20 protein-coding genes and 1 pseudogene are annotated in these 17,886 nt (G+C 59.2%); 4 read left to right on the top strand and 17 right to left on the bottom strand.

The genetic code is table 11. From position 1 onward, the window contains the following. A pseudogene (locus WCG50_RS11200) lies at positions 1 to 122 on the top strand (sulfate ABC transporter permease subunit CysW); the annotation flags it as partial. Between the two features lie 127 nt (positions 123 to 249). Beyond that, positions 250 to 1,353 (top strand): sulfate ABC transporter ATP-binding protein, encoded by a 1,104-nt coding sequence (locus WCG50_RS11205; protein ID WP_336899684.1) that lies wholly within the window; start codon positions 250 to 252, stop codon positions 1,351 to 1,353. Positions 1,354 to 1,367: 14 nt separating this feature from the next. On the opposite strand, the gene WCG50_RS11210 is transcribed toward WCG50_RS11205, so the two are convergent. The 17 genes from WCG50_RS11210 to dsrA are packed head-to-tail and all read right to left on the bottom strand — an operon-like array spanning position 1,368 to position 16,840. Further along, positions 1,368 to 2,672: a (Fe-S)-binding protein gene (locus tag WCG50_RS11210; RefSeq protein WP_336899685.1), complete on the bottom strand. Its 1,305-nt coding sequence runs from the start codon at positions 2,670 to 2,672 to the stop codon at positions 1,368 to 1,370. Further along, positions 2,669 to 3,352: a hypothetical protein gene (locus WCG50_RS11215; protein WP_336899686.1), complete on the bottom strand. Its 684-nt coding sequence runs from the start codon at positions 3,350 to 3,352 to the stop codon at positions 2,669 to 2,671. The genes WCG50_RS11210 and WCG50_RS11215 overlap by 4 nt, the downstream gene beginning before the upstream one ends. Before the next feature lie 30 nt (positions 3,353 to 3,382). Next, entirely contained in the window at positions 3,383 to 4,162 is a 780-nt protein-coding gene (cobA, locus tag WCG50_RS11220; protein ID WP_336899687.1) for a uroporphyrinogen-III C-methyltransferase, read from the bottom strand. 8 nt (positions 4,163 to 4,170) lie between these two features. Further along, positions 4,171 to 4,554: a hypothetical protein gene (locus tag WCG50_RS11225; protein ID WP_336899688.1), complete on the bottom strand. Its 384-nt coding sequence runs from the start codon at positions 4,552 to 4,554 to the stop codon at positions 4,171 to 4,173. A 29-nt stretch (positions 4,555 to 4,583) separates the two neighbouring features. Beyond that, positions 4,584 to 6,332 carry a cobyrinate a,c-diamide synthase gene (locus WCG50_RS11230; protein WP_336899689.1) on the bottom strand — a complete coding sequence of 583 codons (1,749 nt, stop codon included), beginning with the start codon at positions 6,330 to 6,332 and terminating at the stop codon, positions 4,584 to 4,586. A 2-nt stretch (positions 6,333 to 6,334) separates the two neighbouring features. Further along, positions 6,335 to 7,507 (bottom strand): NrfD/PsrC family molybdoenzyme membrane anchor subunit, encoded by a 1,173-nt coding sequence (gene nrfD / locus WCG50_RS11235; protein ID WP_336899690.1) that lies wholly within the window; start codon positions 7,505 to 7,507, stop codon positions 6,335 to 6,337. A gap of 3 nt (positions 7,508 to 7,510) precedes the next feature. Continuing rightward, entirely contained in the window at positions 7,511 to 8,287 is a 777-nt protein-coding gene (gene dsrO / locus WCG50_RS11240; RefSeq protein ID WP_336899691.1) for a sulfate reduction electron transfer complex DsrMKJOP subunit DsrO, read from the bottom strand. After that, positions 8,284 to 8,697 carry a hypothetical protein gene (locus WCG50_RS11245; RefSeq protein ID WP_336899692.1) on the bottom strand — a complete coding sequence of 138 codons (414 nt, stop codon included), beginning with the start codon at positions 8,695 to 8,697 and terminating at the stop codon, positions 8,284 to 8,286. The genes dsrO and WCG50_RS11245 overlap by 4 nt, the downstream gene beginning before the upstream one ends. A gap of 4 nt (positions 8,698 to 8,701) precedes the next feature. Beyond that, the gene (locus tag WCG50_RS11250) at positions 8,702 to 10,660 is read right to left on the bottom strand and encodes an NAD(P)-binding protein (protein WP_336899693.1); all 1,959 of its coding nucleotides are present in this window, start codon (positions 10,658 to 10,660) and stop codon (positions 8,702 to 8,704) included. 52 nt (positions 10,661 to 10,712) lie between these two features. Next, on the bottom strand, positions 10,713 to 12,206 hold the full coding sequence (gene dsrK, locus WCG50_RS11255) for a sulfate reduction electron transfer complex DsrMKJOP subunit DsrK (protein WP_336899694.1): 1,494 nt from the start codon (positions 12,204 to 12,206) through the stop codon (positions 10,713 to 10,715). Positions 12,207 to 12,220: 14 nt separating this feature from the next. After that, positions 12,221 to 12,955 carry a respiratory nitrate reductase subunit gamma gene (locus tag WCG50_RS11260; protein ID WP_336899695.1) on the bottom strand — a complete coding sequence of 245 codons (735 nt, stop codon included), beginning with the start codon at positions 12,953 to 12,955 and terminating at the stop codon, positions 12,221 to 12,223. 18 nt (positions 12,956 to 12,973) lie between these two features. Further along, positions 12,974 to 13,306, bottom strand: coding sequence for a TusE/DsrC/DsvC family sulfur relay protein (locus WCG50_RS11265; protein WP_336899696.1), 333 nt, complete (start codon positions 13,304 to 13,306; stop codon positions 12,974 to 12,976). A 40-nt stretch (positions 13,307 to 13,346) separates the two neighbouring features. Further along, a complete protein-coding gene (gene tusB, locus WCG50_RS11270) occupies positions 13,347 to 13,646 on the bottom strand; it encodes a sulfurtransferase complex subunit TusB (protein WP_336899697.1) in 300 nt (99 codons plus the stop codon). Between the two features lie 16 nt (positions 13,647 to 13,662). Next, positions 13,663 to 14,058, bottom strand: a complete 396-nt coding sequence (tusC, locus tag WCG50_RS11275) for a sulfurtransferase complex subunit TusC (RefSeq protein WP_336899698.1) — start codon at positions 14,056 to 14,058, stop codon at positions 13,663 to 13,665. A gap of 24 nt (positions 14,059 to 14,082) precedes the next feature. Further along, on the bottom strand, positions 14,083 to 14,442 hold the full coding sequence (gene tusD / locus WCG50_RS11280) for a sulfurtransferase complex subunit TusD (RefSeq protein WP_336899699.1): 360 nt from the start codon (positions 14,440 to 14,442) through the stop codon (positions 14,083 to 14,085). A gap of 24 nt (positions 14,443 to 14,466) precedes the next feature. Continuing rightward, positions 14,467 to 15,537, bottom strand: a complete 1,071-nt coding sequence (dsrB, locus tag WCG50_RS11285) for a dissimilatory-type sulfite reductase subunit beta (RefSeq protein WP_336899700.1) — start codon at positions 15,535 to 15,537, stop codon at positions 14,467 to 14,469. 25 nt (positions 15,538 to 15,562) lie between these two features. Then, positions 15,563 to 16,840, bottom strand: coding sequence for a dissimilatory-type sulfite reductase subunit alpha (gene dsrA / locus WCG50_RS11290; RefSeq protein ID WP_336899701.1), 1,278 nt, complete (start codon positions 16,838 to 16,840; stop codon positions 15,563 to 15,565). A 248-nt stretch (positions 16,841 to 17,088) separates the two neighbouring features. Here dsrA and WCG50_RS11295 point away from each other — a divergent pair, with 248 nt between their 5' ends. Continuing rightward, on the top strand, positions 17,089 to 17,346 hold the full coding sequence (locus tag WCG50_RS11295) for a hypothetical protein (protein ID WP_336899702.1): 258 nt from the start codon (positions 17,089 to 17,091) through the stop codon (positions 17,344 to 17,346). Continuing rightward, the coding region (gene cas6 / locus WCG50_RS11300; RefSeq protein ID WP_336899703.1) for a type I-MYXAN CRISPR-associated protein Cas6/Cmx6 at positions 17,343 to 17,886 on the top strand (544 nt) is incomplete at its 3' end. The genes WCG50_RS11295 and cas6, both read left to right, overlap by 4 nt.

Raw genomic sequence — 17,886 nt, forward strand, 5'->3', positions numbered from 1 at the left:
TGGCCTCGCTCCTCGCGCTACTGGCGGTGTTGACGCTGGTGATCAAGTCGGTGGTCGAGTGGCAGTTTGAGCGCGATCAGAAAGCGGCGGCCGAGTTGTCGCCCGAACGAGTCGTAGTCTGATTCCACATCCAGATCAATACGATATGTCGTTGCTTCGCCTTGCCGTGCTAAAGCACTGTCTGCGGCTTTGCGCCTAATCTCCTATCGATCTGGAAGCGGAATAAATCAAAAGTTAATTGAGAAAATTATGAGCATAGAAATCCGCAACATCAGCAAAGACTTTGGTACGTTCCAGGCCCTGAAGGACGTCTCGCTGGACATTAATTCCGGCGAACTCGTGGCCTTGTTAGGACCTTCCGGCTGCGGCAAAACAACCCTGCTGCGCATCATCGCCGGTTTGGAAACTGCGGACGCCGGCAGCATTCTGTTCAGCGGCGAAGACACCACCGACGTCCATGTGCGTGAACGCAACGTCGGCTTTGTGTTCCAGCATTACGCCTTGTTTCGCCACATGAGTGTGTTTGACAACGTGGCTTTTGGTCTGCGCATGAAGCCACGCGCCACGCGCCCGTCTGAATCGGTGATCAAACAAAAAGTGCATGAACTGCTGGGTCTGGTGCAACTGGACTGGCTGTCGGACCGCTACCCGGCGCAACTCTCCGGGGGTCAACGCCAACGCATTGCGCTGGCACGGGCGCTGGCTGTCGAGCCCAAGGTGTTGCTGCTGGATGAGCCTTTTGGGGCGCTTGATGCCAAGGTGCGCAAGGAATTGCGTCGCTGGTTGCGCCGTCTGCATGACGACTTGCATGTCACCAGTATTTTTGTGACCCACGATCAGGAAGAAGCGCTGGAAGTGTCCGACCGCGTGGTGCTGATGAACAGCGGCAAGGTCGAGCAAATTGGGTCACCACAAGACGTCTGGGACCACCCGGCCAGCCCGTTTGTCTATGGCTTTTTGGGTGACGTGAATCTGTTTCATGGCCGTGCCCACGAAGGTGAAATGCTCATCGGTGAAGAGCACCAAGGTCTGCGTCTGGCGACACCGGAGCACAGCTTGGCGCAGGATGCCAAAGCCTTTGCTTATGTGCGTCCGCACGATCTAGAGGTGCAGCGCTTCACGCCAGGTTTGAATAAAACCGACCAGCCGCGCGGCATCGTCGCCAAGCTGACGCGTGCCATTGTGGTGGGGCCCATCGCACGCCTTGAACTGCTGCCGCTGGACGCGATCGCTGCGGGCGGCGGCGAGATCATCGAAGCCCATATTCCGGCGCAACTCTTCAACGAGTTGGACCTGAAAACCAACGAGACATTGGTGCTGACGCCGCGCAAGGCGCGGGTTTTTGTGGCGTAGAACGGGAGGCGGCTCTAATCCGCCAGGTTGTCTGCCACCAGTTCCAGCAGACTTTCTGTGGCTTGGTCCCAGTGGGCTTGTTTGGCGCCCATTTCCAGCGTGATGCGGCACTGGCCGCAACTGGTCACAAAGTGTTTGGCCCCGGTGGCTTCTACTTGCTGCTGTTTCATGGCGAATACTTTTTGACGCAAGGGTGCCGCCCGTACGTTGGACACCACGCCGCCACCGCCGCCACAGCAAAACCCGGTCACGCCGTGGTCCTTGAGTTCGATCAACTCGAAGCCCAGGGCAGCCAGCACACGGCGCGCCGCCGCTTCCAGCCCACCCCGGCGTACGATCTGGCACGGGTCATGAAAAGTCGCGGTGGCCCCAATGGGTTTGACGCGAAGTTGCCCATTGGCCAGGATCTCGTCCAAAAACTCGGTCATGTGGATGATGCGAACCGGAAGTTCGGCGCCATACCATTTGGCCGCTTCCCAACGTGCTGCGCCATAAGCATGGCCGCATTCAGGCAGCAGGATGGTTTTGGCGCCAATCTTGATGGCGGTGTCGATGAGCGCGCGCGTGAGTCGCTCCTGCAGTTCCAGATCGCCGTTGTTGAAGCCGATGTTGGCGGCATCAAAGCCGCTCTGGTGCATAGTCCATTTGGCGCCGATGCGGTTGAGAATCTTGGCGCAATCGGCCAGCGCCTTGGTGTGGTCGCCCAATTCGGCGGGGGCGGCCGTGACGAGAATGTCGGCTACCGCCAGATCGCAGGGAATGTGGACGCCATGCTCGTGGCCCACTTCGGCCAGGATGTCGGGCAGGTCTTCGCCGGGTGTGGCCGTGCTGCCCCACAGGCGGGCGGTGCGGTCCATCAGCGCCAAACGCTCCGGCACCAGTCCAGCCTTGAACATGCCGTGGCGGGCTTCTTTGACCAGCTCAGCAATGTCAATGCCCATGGGGCAGGCCAGGGTGCAGCGACCACACATAGTGCAGGAGTCGTAGAGCAACTCCTGCCAGTTTTGCAAGTCGGCAATGCTGGGTTTCTTGACCAGACCAAGGGCGCGCACCAAAGGCGCAAATGGACTGGCTTCGCGAAAATAGGCGCGGCGAAAGGGCTCGAGTTTGTAAATAGGCGTGTATTTGGCATCGCCCGTGGACAGGTGAAAGTGGCAAGCCTGGGCACACAGGCCGCAGTGCACGCAGGAATCCATGTGCAGCGACGCGGTGCGGCCGAACTCGGTGGCAAAACTGCGCAGGGCGGCATCAACGCGGACCTCATCAGTTTGCTCGCCTTGCTGGTCAAACGTAGGCTTGGGCGTGTTGAGGGCCGTCATAGCTTGACTCCCCGGTGGCCCAGGCGGATGCCGGTCGCGCCGCGTGAGAAGGCGAATAAAAAGGCATGCATCAACTTGCCAAACGGAAACCAGACCAGCAGCAACTCCAGCGTAAAGAGGTGCAGGGCCACGGGGCCGGGGTAAATCACGTGGTTGCGTGCCAGGATGAGGGCCGAGGCCTCCCCCACCACCGCCATGCCGGTGATCATGGGCAGGAAGGTGAGCAACCAGCTGATGTGGTCATCGGTATTCGAAATTTTCTTGCGTACCGGGTGGGTCAGGCGCAGGCCCATTGCCAGCAACAGCGTGACGATGGTGGCACCTGCCGCCAGGTACATCACCAAGTCGGGCAAGGCGGGCCAGGACAAACCAGTGATGCGCCGGATAAAAGCGATGTGCGGCGCGTAGCCAAAAAAAACCAGCGCCAGACCGATATGAAAAACGTAACCATTGACGGTGGTGACGAGTGCTATCTGTCCGAATTCCTTACGCGGCCACATGCCACGAACAATCATTCGCCAGGCATTGGCGAGGGGCGAGGGTGCCCCCTCTCGCGGCGGTGAAAGATCGCGCATGCGCGGCCTTTGCAGCACAGCGAGCAGACGCCAAAGGGTGCCAAGAATAAATACACCCAGTGCAAAAAACAACGCTGGGCCGCGGGCAAATTCCAGAAAATCCATGAAGAATTCCTCCCTGGTTGCCCCTTGATTTCAGGTCGCTGTAACGGCCATGGCCGGGGTAAACCACGCTAACGAGTCATGTAGTTTGACGACCTCGCCGATGATCGTCAAGCAAGGTGATTTCAACCCGGCTTGCTTCACGCGTTCCGGCATCGTGGCGAGCGTGCCGGTCACGACGCGCTGGGTGCTGAGGCTGCCGTCTTGCACCACGGCAATGGGCAAAGCTGGGTCGGCACCGTGCGCCATCATCTGGTGGCAAATCTCGGGCAAGCCCCCCAAGCCCATGTAGATCACCACCGTCTGGTGCAGACGAACCAGGCTGGGCCAATCCAGGTCAGCGGTGCCATCTTTCAGGTGACCTGTGACAAACAGGCAACTTTGCGCGTAATCGCGGTGCGTGAGGGGAATGCCGGCGTAGCTCGACACGCCCGAGGCAGCGGTCACGCCCGGCACCACCTCAAAGGCCACGCCGTGCGCAGCCAGGGTTTGCAGTTCTTCGCCACCCCGCCCGAAGATGAAAGGGTCGCCGCCCTTGAGGCGCACCACTTGCTTGCCTTCTTGCGCCAGTTTGACGAGCAGGGCGTTGATTTGCTCCTGGCGCAGGGTGTGTTCGTTGCGGCGTTTGCCGGCATAGATTCGCTCGGCCTCGGGTGGGACAAAGTCCAGCACGTCCTTCGACACCAGGTTGTCATACACCACCACATCAGCTTGGCGCAGCAACCGCACCGCGCGCAGCGTCATGAGTTCTGCGTCGCCGGGGCCGGCACCTACCAGGTAGACGCAGCCGGTGCGAGGAAATGGGGGTTTCACATCGGCTTTCAATGGGACCGCCCTTTGCTGCCGCAGCCGCCACCACCGCAGCCTCCGCTGCCACAGCCGCCACCGCCAGAGGCCCCAGGCTCGGTAGCACAGGATGATGAGGCGGCATCCATGAAAATAAAGTTGAATTCGCCGGGGTTGAGTTCCACATAGTCCAACACGGTGTCGGCCAGTAGCACCTGCGAGTCATCGGCTATGACGACAGCGATGCCATCCAGGTCGAGCTTCATGTCTTCATCTTTGGGGTCGTCAAAGCCCATGCCGAATTCCATGGTGCCGTCAGGTCCGATCCGGGCGGCGATGCGCAAGGCCATTTCCTGAGCACCCGAGTCGTTCGCGGTGACGTGAATTTGCCGGGCAGCGGCGGGGGTTAATGCAAACATAAAGTGCTCCTGTGTTCTGTGGGGTTGGGTTAATGTTCGCCCTTGGTCTTCAATAGACCCGCCAGGCGGTTGCCTTGTTTTTGAGGACCACCGATAGGAAAAAGCTCATGCAGGTGGTGGTTGTTGCCAAGCTCAGGTCCCCACGCTTTGGCGAAATGCCAAATCATGGCGCGCACTTGGGCTTGCACCCGGTGCTCCTCAAAATAGGCGCGTAAATAGGCAATGACCTGCCAATGCGCTTCGGTCAATTCCAGGTACTCGGATTGGGCCTGGGCCAATGCAAATTCTTCAGACCACTCGTCAATGTTTCTCAGGTAGCCCTCGGTATCGGTGGCAATCGGTTTGCCGTTGACCTGCACCGTTCTAACGCTGGGTTGAGCTTGTGATTGCTTGGCGCTGCACTGAGCCCGCACAAAGTTCACAAACTGCGGCGCCCAATCAGAACCCGCACCACTGCGCAGATGGGCATAGGAGGCAAGCACCTGGCGGTAAACGACGCCGTCGTGCTGGCCGTCCACACCGTGGCCCCGTTTCACACGGTAGGCAAACTTCAGATCAGGGTCCACATTTTCCAGGCTGGAGTAGTGAAACTCATGCCCACGCAGCACTTGTTTTTTTTCTTGGCCGGACGACATCCAGGTCGCATCAGCGGTGGTTTCCAGCGCCACATAGCCACGACCCACTGGGCGCTCGTGCATCAGCACATCGGCGGGCAGGGCGCCCACCATGTCGTATTCTTCGTCTTTCCAGCGCAGTTTGCGCGCGAGGTACATCAGGCCCCCGCACTCGGCATACACCGGCAGGTCGGCTTCGATGGCTGCTTTGATGCTGCTGCGCATCGAGGTGTTGGCTTGTAACTCGGGCATGAACATTTCAGGAAAGCCGCCGCCGATAAACAGGCCGTCTATTGCTGGCAGGCAGGGGTCATTCAAGGTGTCAAACGGAACGATTTCGGCCCCGGCTTGCTCAAGTGCCAGCAGGTCGTCGGGGTAGTAAAAGCCAAACGCCTTGTCACGTGCCAAGCCGATGCGAACGCGGGGTAGTTCTGGTGCTTGAATGCTTGGTGTAGGGGTCGTTGTGGTCTTTGGATGTGGTGCAGAAATTTGCGCAATCTGCACGATGCGCGACAAGTCAACCTGCGATGCAATCAGATCGCCCATGGCGCGCACGCGCTGGGCAGCGTCGTCGAGCTCATGGTTGGGCATCAGCCCCAAATGGCGCTCCACCACGGCCAGTCGCGGGTCGTGGGCGATGGCGCCCAACACCTGCACATCGGTGTAGTGCTCAATGACAGCGCGCAATTTTGATTCGTGGCGGGCACCGCCCAACTGGTTCAGGATGACGCCAGCGATGCGGATTCGCGCATCAAACGCCTGGTAACCCAGGATCAACGGCGCAATGCCACGCGTCATGCCACGGGCGTCCAGCACCAGCACCACCGGGAGTTCGAGTAAATGCGCCAGTGCTGCATTGCTGTTGCTGCCGTCGAGTGCCAGGCCGTCGTAGAGCCCCTTGTTGCCTTCCACGATGCTGATGTCAGCGCCAACCGAGTGGCGCGTGAAGCAGTCGTTGATCTGCTCAGGCGTCATCAGGTAAGGATCGAGGTTGAAACAGGCGCGTCCGCTGGCCTGGCCCAGCCACATCGGGTCAATATAGTCAGGCCCTTTTTTAAAGGGCTGAACCCTCAAGCCTTGCGCCGTCAATGCGGCGCACAAGCCGACGGTGACTGTCGTCTTACCGGAGGATTTGTGGGCAGCAGAAATCAGCAATTTGTTCATGATCAGGATTTGTGAACAATATAGTCATCAGGGGGCATGTAGTTCAAGACACGGATGCCAATAATGGTGAGCAGGAACGCAACGCCGATACCACCCACACCCAGTAACAACTCCGGCAGTGAGGGTGCATAGTGCGCAATCTGGCCGTCAGCAAAGGTGCTGGTGGCCACGTAGCCCGGGAATATCTCAAGGGGGAAAGACTGGCCTCCTATGATGAAGACGAACAGCCAACACAGTGCGCCACCAATCACCAGCACCGATGCAAATGCGGTTGATCGCTCCCCGATGAGGGCCGGATGAAACAGCAATACCAAGGGGATCACTGTCCCAAAAATGACATAGCCCAGCCAAAACAGCAGCGGGAAAATGCCACCATTCAGCAAAATGAAGGTTTCAAACCCGACTTGTCGGGCATAGTACAAATTGGTCAGGTGATAGACCGCAACAAGATACAGCGCCGCAGCAATGAAAACACCCAGCAGGCGCGCCATACGGCGTTCAATGTGAGGTGTCAAATGACGGTTGGTCCAGGCAAACATGGAAGACTGCGTCAGTAAAAATACCGCCAAGCCCCAACCGAATGAGAGAACAATGAAGAGGGGTGCCAATAAGGCAGACTGGTAAGCCTGGCGTGCCACCAGGAAGGCAAAGATGGACCCGGTGCCGGTGGTCAGGATAAAACGCCACACCAGCGCCGCCAGTCCAACCGTCTTGGAAAAGTGGTTGAAGCGTCGCTCAAGCATCGTAAAAAGATACACGGCAACAATGCCCACCATGCCCGAGTACAACACCACGTTCCATGCGAACACCGATGTGGGGTTGAAATTGGTTGCCGCCACAATCACCCGGTCCGGGCGCCCCAGATCAAGCATCAGTACCATCAGGCCGCCCATGAGCAAGGCGATGCTCAACAGTCCCGACAAAGGCGCACGCGGCTTGTAGTCTGTTTGGCCAAACACCGAGCCGATGGACGCCACATTGAGAACACCGGAGGCCGCCACGATCATGAAGATGGCAAATACATGGGGTATCCCCCACACCACCTGGTTGTTCATGCCGGTCACCACGTGTCCATGCAATTCCATATAGTGTGCTGCACCCAGTCCTATGGCGCTGACAAGGCCGCCCAACAGGGCAAGCAGCCAGAAATTTCGTGTCTCTGTAGGAGATTTCATGCTCTATATCCCGTGGTAACGAATGCTGGGATCTACCTTGAGATCAGCACGCAGTTGGGTGGACTGGATGTCACGAATACGCTTGGAAATCGCGCTGTTGTAGTCGTTCAGGTCGCCAAATTCCATGGCGCCGTGACCTGCGGCTGAGCAAGCGCTGACGCAGGCCGGCGACTCGCCCCGGTCCACTTTGTGGACGCACAAGGTGCAAGATTCGACGGTACCCTTGCCGCGTGGTGCGTCGGGTTTTTGGTTGTCAATGGGTTCATGCACAAAGGAGCGCGCCTTGTAAGGGCAAGCCATCATGCAATAACGGCAGCCAATGCACAGGTGTTTGTCCACCAGCACGATGCCGTCGACCCGTTTGAAGGAAGCCCCCGTGGGACACACGTCAACGCACGGAGGCTCCGCGCAGTGCTGGCACATCACCGGCAGCGATTGGATTTTGCCGGTGTGTATTTCCTTGATTTCGATCTTGCGAATCCACTGGGTATCCGTGCTCTTGGTGCCGCCCGACAAGCCATTTTCAGTGTTGCAGGCTTTGACACAATCGGTGCAACCCGGGGTGCATTTGGTCGTGTCGATCAACATACCCCAGCGCACTTTCGGGTTGGCACCAGGTGTGGACTTGTCGATGGTTGCTGCCTGGGCGATTTCGATCAGCCGTATACCGGGCGCCAGCATGACGCCGACCAATCCGGCTGCGGCGACACCCAGAAAACCGCGCCTGGCTGCAACGCGGGCCGACTCTTTTTGAGAATCAAGGGGTTTGGGATCGCTCATGGCTTGACCTGTGGCTTGTTGGAATGGCACTCAAAGCAGTCGATGCTGACCGCTGCATAGGAATGACAGCTCGTACAAAAATTGGTTTCTGAAGCGGTCACACTGTTGGTCGTTTTACTGGCGTGGCAGGCGATGCAGTCTTTCAGCGCGTAAGGCGCATTGCGTACGCCCGTATGCACCGTCGCGTCGCGCTGGTGCCTGAGCAGTTTCATGTGGTTGCGCCGCATGAAGGCCGGGTCTTCCACACAGGTGCCACCCCGGGCCGTCTCGATCACCGGTTGTGGCACTCGCCCCGCCGCAGCGGGTGCGGGGGTGCTGTCAGCCACCGCTGTAAGACTGAGCGCCAGCAGCAAGCCCATGCCGATAACCTGGCGGACCGTAGCGAATGTCATGGCAGAAAACCGTCGCATCAGACTAGTCTCCCAGACCCATCTGGATGTAGCCAGTGGGGCATACATCAGCACAGATATGACAGCCAATGCACTTGGCGTAATCAGTGTCTACATAGCGCCCGATGGTGGCTTTGGCCTTGGGCACTTTAAATACCGCCACCTGCGGGCAATACACCACGCAGTTGTCGCACTCAAAACACTGGCCGCAACTCATGCAGCGCTTGGCTTCGGCGATAGCTTGCGCTTGCAGCAACGGTTGCAGGCGTTCCTCGAAATTGTCCAGCGCCTGCTCGGCCGTGAGCGACACAATGCCGCGCCGGTTGCGCGCCACAAACGGAAAGTGACCGAGGAACAATTCCTTGTGCGAGATCACATAGCGGTCCGAGCGGTTGTCAAAGTTGTGGATCGCGGCCGTGCTCTTGTCGGTGCCGCGAATGGGCTCGTGCACTTCACTGAAGGCCAGGCCTTTTTCCAGCATCTTGCGTTTCATATCGAAGGCATGAACATCGATCTTGGGACGTTTCTCCAGCGCTTCGCTGTGCAGGAATCGGTCAATGCCATCGGCGGCAATGGCGCCGTGGCCAATCGCGGTGGTCAACAAATGGGGTCGCACCACGTCGCCGCCAACAAAGAAGCCGGGCTGCCCTTGCACCTGGTAGTTCTTGTCGTTGTTGATGGCGCCTTTGCCATTGTTGAATTCTTCCAGCCCGGTGAAATCCACTGCCTGGCCAATGGCTGAGACGATCAGGTCAGCCGGGATGTCTTCCTCGGTGCCTTCGATGTTTTTGATCTCCAGGCGTCCGCCGACGATTTTGGCCTCGCAGCGCATGATGCGCAGGGCAATGGCACGACCATCATCACCCAGAATCACCGCGACCGGAGCCATGCCGCCCCGGATGGAAATTCCTTCCGACAAGGCGTGTTCCACCTCGTGTTTGGTGGCCTGCATTTTGTCGATGGCAAAAATGGTGGTCAAGGTCACTTCAGCGCCTTGGCGGGCCGAAGCCTCTGCCACATCGTGTGCCACATGGCCGGCAATGGCGTGCTCCGGGCGGTCCGACTCGTGCACCTTGTCAATGTGGCCAAGGCGGCGTGCCACCGTGGCGACGTCGATTGACGTGTCGCCGCCGCCGACCACCACCACGCGCTTGCCGACATGGCGCAGGCGACCGTCGTTGAACGCCTTGAGGAATGAGGTGGCCGTGACGCAGTTGGGGGCGTCGGCGCCTGCCACGGGCAGGGCGCGACCGGCCTGGGCACCCAGGCCCAGAAACACGGCATCAAACTCGGCGCGAATTTGCGCCATGCTGATGTCGGTGCCAATGCGGCAGTTCATGCGGGTTTTGACGCCCAGGTCCAGAATGCGCTGGATTTCGGCGTCCAGCACATCACGCGGGGTTCTAAAGCCGGGGATGCCGTAGCGCATCATGCCGCCCAATTCGGCGCGCTCGTCAAACAATGTCACGTCGTGGCCCTTGAGTGCCAACTGGTAGGCCGTCGACAAGCCGGCGGGGCCGCCGCCGATGACGGCCACGGTCTTGCCGGTCACGGTGGTGGGCTTGGGGTAGGCCAGCTTGTTGGCAATGGCGTAGTCGCCCAAAAAATGCTCTACCGAATTGATGCCGACAAAATCTTCAAGTTGGTTGCGGTTGCAGCCCGACTCACAAGGCGCCGGGCACACGCGCCCCATGACCGAGGGAAATGGGTTGGCTTCGGTCAGGCGGCGAAAGGCATATTCTTGCCACACCATGCCGGCCGGCGGTTTCTCGATGCCACGCACGATATTGAGGTAACCACGGATGTCTTCACCTGCGGGGCAACTGCCCTGGCAAGGCGGTGTGCTCTGAATGTAGGTCGGGCACTTGTGCGAGTGACCGGCATCAAAGATTTCTTTTTGCCAGGTGCTGTACTTGGTTTCGCCATCTTTGTAGCGGCGAAAGCTTAAGGGCTTGACGGCAAGGGTGTCTAAGGGTGCGGACATGTTGGAGTCTCCTAGTATTGATGAGGTTGCCAGCGAGGGATGCGGACGTAAGCTATTTGTCGCCCAGGCGAATCGCCTTGCTGACCAGTTGATGCACACCGCCCACCATGCTCATGTTGAAGCCGTAGTAGGGCAATACCTTGGTAAATTGCGCTTTGCAAATGGCGCAGATCGTGGCCATGAAGTTGACGTTGTGGTCGTCCACCACATTCTTCAAGGCTTCCATGCGGGGCATTGCCCCTTTGACGCGCAACTCCAGCAAGTCGTCGGTCAGCAAACCGCCGCCGCCACCACAACAGAAGGTGCCCTCATGAATGGTGTCGGGTGCCATGTCATGAAAATGGTTGGCTACCGACGTGATGATGCGACGAGGAATTAAGAACTGCCCGCCTGGCATATTGCCCATGCGCGAGGCCCGGGCCACGTTGCAGGAGTCATGAAAGGTGATGATGCGGTGGTCGTTGGCTTCCTTGTCGAAACTGATCGCTTTGCGTTGAATCAGATCGTCGGTGAACTCGCAGATGTGCTGCGGGATCGGGTAGCGTTGATCGAGGTAATTAAAGGGGCCGATCAAGGTGTTCCAGAAACTGTAGGCCACCCGCCAGGCATGACCGCACTCACCGACCACGATGCGCCGCACGCCCAGTTCAATCGCGGCTTCGCGCACCCGCAGCGAAATATTGCGCATCTGTTCGTAGTTGCCAATGAACATGCCAAAGTTGCCAGCCTCGGAAGCGTGAGAACTCAGCGTCCAGCTGATGCCGGCGGCATGAAATACCTTGGCATAACCAATCAGGCTTTCCACGTGCGGCTCGGAAAAGAAATCGGCCGAAGGCGTGATCAGCAAGACCTCAGCGCCTTTCACATCGAGCGGAAACTTGATGTCCAGCCCGGTCTCGTCCTTGGTGTCTTCTTCCAGGCCTTCCAGGGTGTTGACCAGCGCCGGGCCGGGAATACCCAGGTTGTTGCCGATGCGGTGCACCTTGCCAATGATTTCGTTGGAATACTTTTGACCCATGCCGATCGAGGCCATGATCTCGCGGGCCGCCATGGTGACCTCGGCGGTGTCAATGCCATAGGGGCAGAACACCGAGCAGCGGCGGCATTCGGAACACTGGTTGAAGTAGCTGTACCACTCGTCGAGCACTTCACGCGTCAGGTCGACCGCACCAACGAGTTTCGGGAAGTTTTTACCGGCAAAGGTGAAGTAGCGACGGTAGACCTTGCGCATCAAATCCTGACGTGCTACCGGCATGTTCTTGGGGTCGCCGGTGCCCAGAAAATAATGGCATTTGTCAGAGCAGGCCCCGCAATGCACGCAGGCATCCATGTAGACCTGCAGCGAGCGGTATTTGCCCAGCATTTCGCCCATTTTGGCGATGGCTTTTTCCTGCCAGTCATCCACCAGCGCTTCGGGGAAACCGAGCGCTTTTTGAATCGGCCCGCTCGCCACAAAAGGCTTCAGGTGCGACATGCTCCCGACCTGCACCAGCGGAATGACCGGGTAGCTCTTGAGCTTGGGGGTTTCGAAAGCTGCTGTTGCCATGGTGTGTAGGGTGCTTAAGGTTGTTTGTCCAGCGCGGCAGCCCAGGCCGAGATATGCCGCACCTCGCGCGGGTTATCCGCCTGGTTGCGGGTGGGGCTGAAGAACAGACCGGGTGCATGCAGCAGTTTGCTGATGGGGAAAATGATTATGAGCAAAGCCACCAGCGCCAGGTGCACCAGCAGCACCGGGTCTGATGGCAGTGGCTGCCAGCTGAGCCGCATCAAACCCAGCATAAAAGTCTTCACGGCCACGATGTCGGTGTGGGCGACAAAACGCATGGCCAAACCAGTCATGCCAATGGCGATGAGCAGGGCCAGCATCAAATGATCTGAAGGGGTTGAGATGTAGCGCACGCGGTCAACCCACCAGCGGCGTGCCCACAAGCCCCCCAGCGCAGCCACCATGACGATGCCGGCATAGGTGCCAAAAGGTTGCACCAGCACTATGGGAAACCACACGGGTTCCTGAAAGTAGCGCAGGTGGCGCAGCACCACAAGGAGCAGCGTGACATGAAAGGCCCAGCCGAAGAGCCAGGTCCATTTGCTGGCCTTGAACAGGCTCTCGAAAAGCACCACCTCGCGGGCCATGCGCAAGCGCACGCCGCCCATCGTGGTAGGGGCCGGGGTGGTGGGGATTTTTAACGGCGCCGGGGTTTTGGCATAGCTGCGAATCTTACGCGTCAGTCCGATGACGAACACCGCCGTGGCGACGTAAAAAAGAACCGAGTAGAAGATGGTGAGCAGTGACATGTCCCGGCCCGGTAATTGTTAGATACAGCCGGTTGGCTTGGGCAGGCCGGCGATCTTGCACGCCTGCTTGGCGGGGCCGTAGGGGAACAAGTCGTAGAGGTATTTGCTATTGCCTTTTTCCTCGCCGAACTTCTTGCCGATGGCCTTGGTCAGCACGCGCACTGCCGGTGCAATCTGGTACTCGTTGTAGTACTCGCGCAGAAAGTTGATGACTTCCCAGTGGTTGTCGGTGAGGGGTACTTTTTCTTCTTCGGCCAGGTGCACGGCAGCCTCAGTGGTCCACTCGGCCAGGTTCAAAAGAAAACCTTCTTCGTCGGTTTCGTAGTTAACACCGTTGATTTCAAAGCTCATGTTGTTCTCCAAATATATGAGGGGGTAAAAAATGGGGGCTTTACAGCCAGGAATTCGAGGTGGTGTGTTCCACCGTCAGGTCGACAAAACCGGGGTAGTCGACCAGCGTGATGCCGTCGATCAGCTTGCCCGTGACGCCGCGGGCATCCATGTCGGGCTGCAAGGCATAGACCTTGAGGGTGGCGCAGGCGGCGCGCAATTTGGCTTCCATGGCGCTGCCCACAGTGGCGGCATAAATGCCGTCTTCGATCAGCAGCAGGGCGTGACCCGGTTGCGCCATGCGCAGACAGGTGTCGAGCGTGCTGGTTTGAAAAGGTGATTTATTGACGATGTGCAACATAGTGGTTTCCTTGGTGTCAGAAGCTCAGGATCACGTCCTGTTGCGCCATGAGTTGCCCCATTTGCTGGGCGTCAAGCACCTCTACGGGCACGAGCAGGTCGGCCTCGGTCAGGCCGCGCTGGTCCAGTGAGTCCTGGTCGACAAAGAGTTTTTCGACGTCGTAGCCTTCCAGTGCGCGGTAGCTGGGCGAGAAGTTTTTGATGCCAATGCCCTTGGTCTGCTGGCCCTTGACCAACTCGTAAACGCCGTCGTCAATAAAGACCAGGCTCACGTCCTGGTCGAAGGTGGCGGTGATCAGGACCACCTCCAGGCTTTCCAGTGCGTAAATGGTGCCGTAGGGTGCCTTGCGGTTCACAAACATGAATTTCTTCACTTTGGGGCCGCTGGCTTGGGGTGTTGGTTGTTCGCTCATGTCAGGTGTCTCTTGTATCGTCGATTAATCGCCAAACGTGACCAGGCGGTCGGCCTTGATCCCGCTGTCCACCAGTTGGCCCAAGCCCGAGATGCGAAACCCGGGGGCCAGTACTTCTTCCTTGATGCCGCGGCGCAGCGCCGCCGCCACGCACACCACCAGGTCCACCTTGTTGCTGGCGGCCAGCGCCGACCAGCGGTTCACCACATGGCGGTCGTCTTGCGGCGGCTCGGTGAGCCGGGTCGCGTTGTTAACGCCATCGTGGTAAAAAAACACGCGCTGGATCTCATGGCCTTTGGCCAGGGCCGCCACCACGAACTGGTAGGCGGTGTCTGACGCCTGGTGCGTGTAGGGACCTTCACTGACAAGTAATCCGAATTTCATATTTTTTTCTCTAGTCAGTTGGGGTCAGAACCGGATGTGGGTCGACGCATTGAGGCTGGAGCGCGAGCCGCGCCAGTCGTCAATCAGGTACTTGGTGAAGGGCAGGTCGCACTTCTCAAAGAAGGCAGGCCAGCCGATGCGCTCGATCCAGTCGGCCACCCGCTCCCAGGAGCGGGCGTCTTCCTTGTAGGTGTACAAAATCTTCTTGACCATGGCCGACACTTCGGGCCAGCGTGGTGGGTTGTTGGGCAGGCCGGACGCCACCATCTTCATGAAGGTAGGTTTGCCACGGGCATTGGAGTTCTTGCCGCCGACCCAGATCGCCAGCTTGCTGTGTTCGGGGTCATTGATCTGCATCGGTGGGCAGGGTGGGTAGCAGGCGCCGCAGCACATGCACTTGGCCTCGTCAATTTCCAGCGACGGTTTGCCATTGACCATGGCAGGCCGGATGGCGGCCACCGGGCAACGCGCCACCACGGTCGGGCGCTCGCACATGTTGGCCACCAGATCGTGGTTGATCTTGGGCGGCTTGGTGTGCTGGATGATGATGGCGATGTCTGCCTGGCCGCCGCAATTGATCTCGCAGCAGGAGGTGGACAGGTGCACCCGGTTCGGCATTTCTTCCTGGATGAACTCGGCATGCAGGTCATCCATCAAGGCCTTGACAGCGCCCGAGGCATCGGTGCCCGGAATGTCGCAGTGCAGCCAGCCCTGGGTGTGCGCAATGGCCGACACCGAGTTGCCGGTACCGCCTACGGGGAAGCCGCTTTGGGTCAGGGACTCAATCAGCGGGTCTACCTTGAGCGGGTCCGACACCATGAACTCGATGTTGGAGCGAATGGTGAAGCGCACATGCCCTTCGGCATAGGTGTCGGCAATGTCGCACAGCTTGCGGATGGTGAAGAGGTCCATCTGGCGCTGCGTGCCGGCACGCACGGTCCAGATTTCGTCGCCGGTGTGTGACACGTGGTGCAGCACACCGGGGCGTGGCCGGTCGTGGTATTTCCAGTTGCCGTAGTTCTTGAGCATCTGGGGATGCAGGAACTGCTTGTTGTCAGGTACGCCGCTTTCAATGGGGGAACGCATAGTTGCCATGGTGGTCTTCCTTGGTATTTGGTTTTCAGGCCGCTTTGCGGGCGTTGATCTTGGCGACTTCGTCGTCCCAGCCATCGGTGCGGACGTAGGGGTTGGTGCGCGGTGTCGACACCATGTTGGCGTCAATCTCCAGGCCAATGCCTTCTAGGAAGTTGACCAGGCCAATGCGCTCGATCATTTCGCCGGTTCGCTCGTGCTCCAGCGCGTTTTCGGCAAAGAAGTCGATCGATTTCTGCGCCAGTTCCACCAGTGCCTGGTAGTCCTCGTCGGTTTTCATCGGCATGAACGGGGTGACGACCGTGCCCATCAGGTCGCCGATCTTGAGCGTGCGCTTGCCGCCCATCAGAATCGTGACGCCTTTGTCGGTACCGGTGGCCAGGGCGCCGGTCATGACGTTGATGCAATGCATGCAGCGCACGCAGTTGGAATTGTCAATCTCGAGCGACTGGGTATCGTTGATTGCCACGCTGGTGATCTTGTCGCCCTTGGAAACGTCTTTCGTTTCCTTCAGCATGATGGCCTTGGTCGGGCAGCGGGTGACGACGTCGTTCACCAGTTCGGTCAAACCATGTTTGGCGAACCACTTGCGTGCCAGCGGCTCGTCGGTGCGCATGTTGTCGCGCCAGGTACCAATCACGGCCATGTCGGCGCGCTGGATGGAGTTCATGCAGTCGTTGGGGCAACCCGAGAACTTGAACTTGAACTTGTACGGCAACGCCGGGCGGTGCATGTCGTCCAGGAAAGTGTTGATGACCTGGCGGTGCGCCCGGCCTTCGTCAAAACACGATTGTTCGCAGCGTGCGGCACCGACACATGACATGCTGGTACGCACCGCCGGGCCTGCGCCACCGAGGTCAAAGCCCAACTCGTTCAGTTCGTCAAAGGCGCCTTGCACGTTGGCGGTGCTGGCGCCCTGAAACATGATGTCGCCCGACTGGCCGTGGAATGCAATCAGGCCGGAGCCGTGCTCTTCCCAGATGTCGCACATTTTGCGCAGCACATCGGTGTTGTAGTGCATGCCCGCCGGGGGTTGAATGCGCAAAGTGTGGAACTCTTTGGAGGCCGGAAACATGTCGGCCACTTCGGAGAAGCGGGGAATCACGCCGCCGCCGTAGCCAAACACGCCCACGGTGCCGCCCTTCCAGTAGCCCTTGCGGGTTTTGTAGGAGTGCTCCAGCTGACCCATCAGGTCAGTCATGTAGTCGCTGTCTTTGGCCAGGCGTTTGAGCCCGGTGACAAAACTGGGCCACGGGCCAGCTTCGAGCTGGTCGAGCATGGGGGTGTCGTGTTGTTTCTTGCTCATCATGTGTCTCCTGTCAGGGTGCGTGCGGGTTGGGCTGAACTGTCAAACGGGGCTTGTCGAGGGTTTGCCTCTGAGGGCGGTCGCTGGTCTCAACTCTGGGGTAAATATTACGGGCCGAGGGCCCCTGCGCGCTATCACCCTCGTTGCTTATGGCGTGCTACCCATTAGGGCTATATAAGCCCACCCCTCCCGGTGATAGACGACAGGGGGCGACATTGCGCCCAATAGCAGCTAACACGGCAAACCCTATGACCACCCTTACACCGCTTGAAAAATTCACCATCCCGCTGGGCGGACAGGTGATCGAATTGCAGCAACTGGACTACGACAGTGGCGGCATGAGCCTGCTGCGCACGCGCATCCGCGAGAAAAGCCGCTTTACGGTGTTCGAGATGGACCCCCAGTCGGCACGCTTGTGGGGCGAGGCTTTGCTGCGCTGGGCGCAAACCCAACCCCCCTCTGAAGCTCAACCTGACGCTCAGACGCCGGTGCAGGAGCCAACATGAACCTGGCGCTGGCATTGGACAACTCAGTGGCGGACGTGGTTTTCCCGATCACCGGTCACGCCTTGCCACGCGACCATGCGCAGGCCCTTAAGCAGGCCTTGTGCGCGCACTGGCCCTGGCTGGCCACCGACGCACAGGCCGCCATTCACCCCATCAAACTGGTGCCAGGCCTTGACGCGTTGGCCTTGTTGTCCAAACGGTCCAACCTGCTGGTGCGGGTGGACTCGCCACGCGCTGACGCGCTGCTGGCTTTGGCGGGGCTTGACCTGGTGGTGGATGGCCACCCGCTGCACCTGGGGTCGGCGCACCGACGCGAACTACAACCGCACGCCACCTTGTATGCCTACAAAGTGGCTGCCGAGAGTGCCGACGAAGTGACCTTGATGGCCTCGGTAGAGCAAGAGTTGGCGGTGTTGGGCGTGGGGGGCGAGCGGGTCTGCGGCAAGCGCCACAGCATGCAGGTCGCGGGCCAAGTGGTTACTACTTTCAGCCTGATGCTGCACGCCCTGAAGCCAGATCAATCGATGCGCTTGCAGCAGC

Origin of the sequence: Rhodoferax sp., assembly GCF_037143375.1 — a bacterium.
In the GTDB taxonomy this organism is placed as follows: domain Bacteria; phylum Pseudomonadota; class Gammaproteobacteria; order Burkholderiales; family Burkholderiaceae_C; genus Rhodoferax.

What these genes read in the sequence shown, in the direction of transcription:
- dsrK (WP_336899694.1), bottom strand. Translation starts at nt 12,206, where the DNA reads ATGGCAACAGCAGCTTTCGAAACCCCCAAGCTCAAGAGCTACCCGGTC.
- WCG50_RS11295 (WP_336899702.1), top strand. Translation starts at nt 17,089, where the DNA reads ATGACCACCCTTACACCGCTTGAAAAATTCACCATCCCGCTGGGCGGA.
- WCG50_RS11230 (WP_336899689.1), bottom strand. Translation starts at nt 6,332, where the DNA reads ATGAACAAATTGCTGATTTCTGCTGCCCACAAATCCTCCGGTAAGACG.
- tusC (WP_336899698.1), bottom strand. Translation starts at nt 14,058, where the DNA reads ATGAGCGAACAACCAACACCCCAAGCCAGCGGCCCCAAAGTGAAGAAA.
- dsrO (WP_336899691.1), bottom strand. Translation starts at nt 8,287, where the DNA reads ATGAGCGATCCCAAACCCCTTGATTCTCAAAAAGAGTCGGCCCGCGTT.
- nrfD (WP_336899690.1), bottom strand. Translation starts at nt 7,507, where the DNA reads ATGAAATCTCCTACAGAGACACGAAATTTCTGGCTGCTTGCCCTGTTG.
- tusB (WP_336899697.1), bottom strand. Translation starts at nt 13,646, where the DNA reads ATGTTGCACATCGTCAATAAATCACCTTTTCAAACCAGCACGCTCGAC.
- WCG50_RS11210 (WP_336899685.1), bottom strand. Translation starts at nt 2,672, where the DNA reads ATGACGGCCCTCAACACGCCCAAGCCTACGTTTGACCAGCAAGGCGAG.
- WCG50_RS11245 (WP_336899692.1), bottom strand. Translation starts at nt 8,697, where the DNA reads ATGCGACGGTTTTCTGCCATGACATTCGCTACGGTCCGCCAGGTTATC.
- dsrB (WP_336899700.1), bottom strand. Translation starts at nt 15,537, where the DNA reads ATGGCAACTATGCGTTCCCCCATTGAAAGCGGCGTACCTGACAACAAG.
- WCG50_RS11205 (WP_336899684.1), top strand. Translation starts at nt 250, where the DNA reads ATGAGCATAGAAATCCGCAACATCAGCAAAGACTTTGGTACGTTCCAG.
- dsrA (WP_336899701.1), bottom strand. Translation starts at nt 16,840, where the DNA reads ATGAGCAAGAAACAACACGACACCCCCATGCTCGACCAGCTCGAAGCT.
- WCG50_RS11250 (WP_336899693.1), bottom strand. Translation starts at nt 10,660, where the DNA reads ATGTCCGCACCCTTAGACACCCTTGCCGTCAAGCCCTTAAGCTTTCGC.
- WCG50_RS11225 (WP_336899688.1), bottom strand. Translation starts at nt 4,554, where the DNA reads ATGTTTGCATTAACCCCCGCCGCTGCCCGGCAAATTCACGTCACCGCG.
- WCG50_RS11215 (WP_336899686.1), bottom strand. Translation starts at nt 3,352, where the DNA reads ATGGATTTTCTGGAATTTGCCCGCGGCCCAGCGTTGTTTTTTGCACTG.
- WCG50_RS11265 (WP_336899696.1), bottom strand. Translation starts at nt 13,306, where the DNA reads ATGAGCTTTGAAATCAACGGTGTTAACTACGAAACCGACGAAGAAGGT.
- WCG50_RS11260 (WP_336899695.1), bottom strand. Translation starts at nt 12,955, where the DNA reads ATGTCACTGCTCACCATCTTCTACTCGGTTCTTTTTTACGTCGCCACG.
- tusD (WP_336899699.1), bottom strand. Translation starts at nt 14,442, where the DNA reads ATGAAATTCGGATTACTTGTCAGTGAAGGTCCCTACACGCACCAGGCG.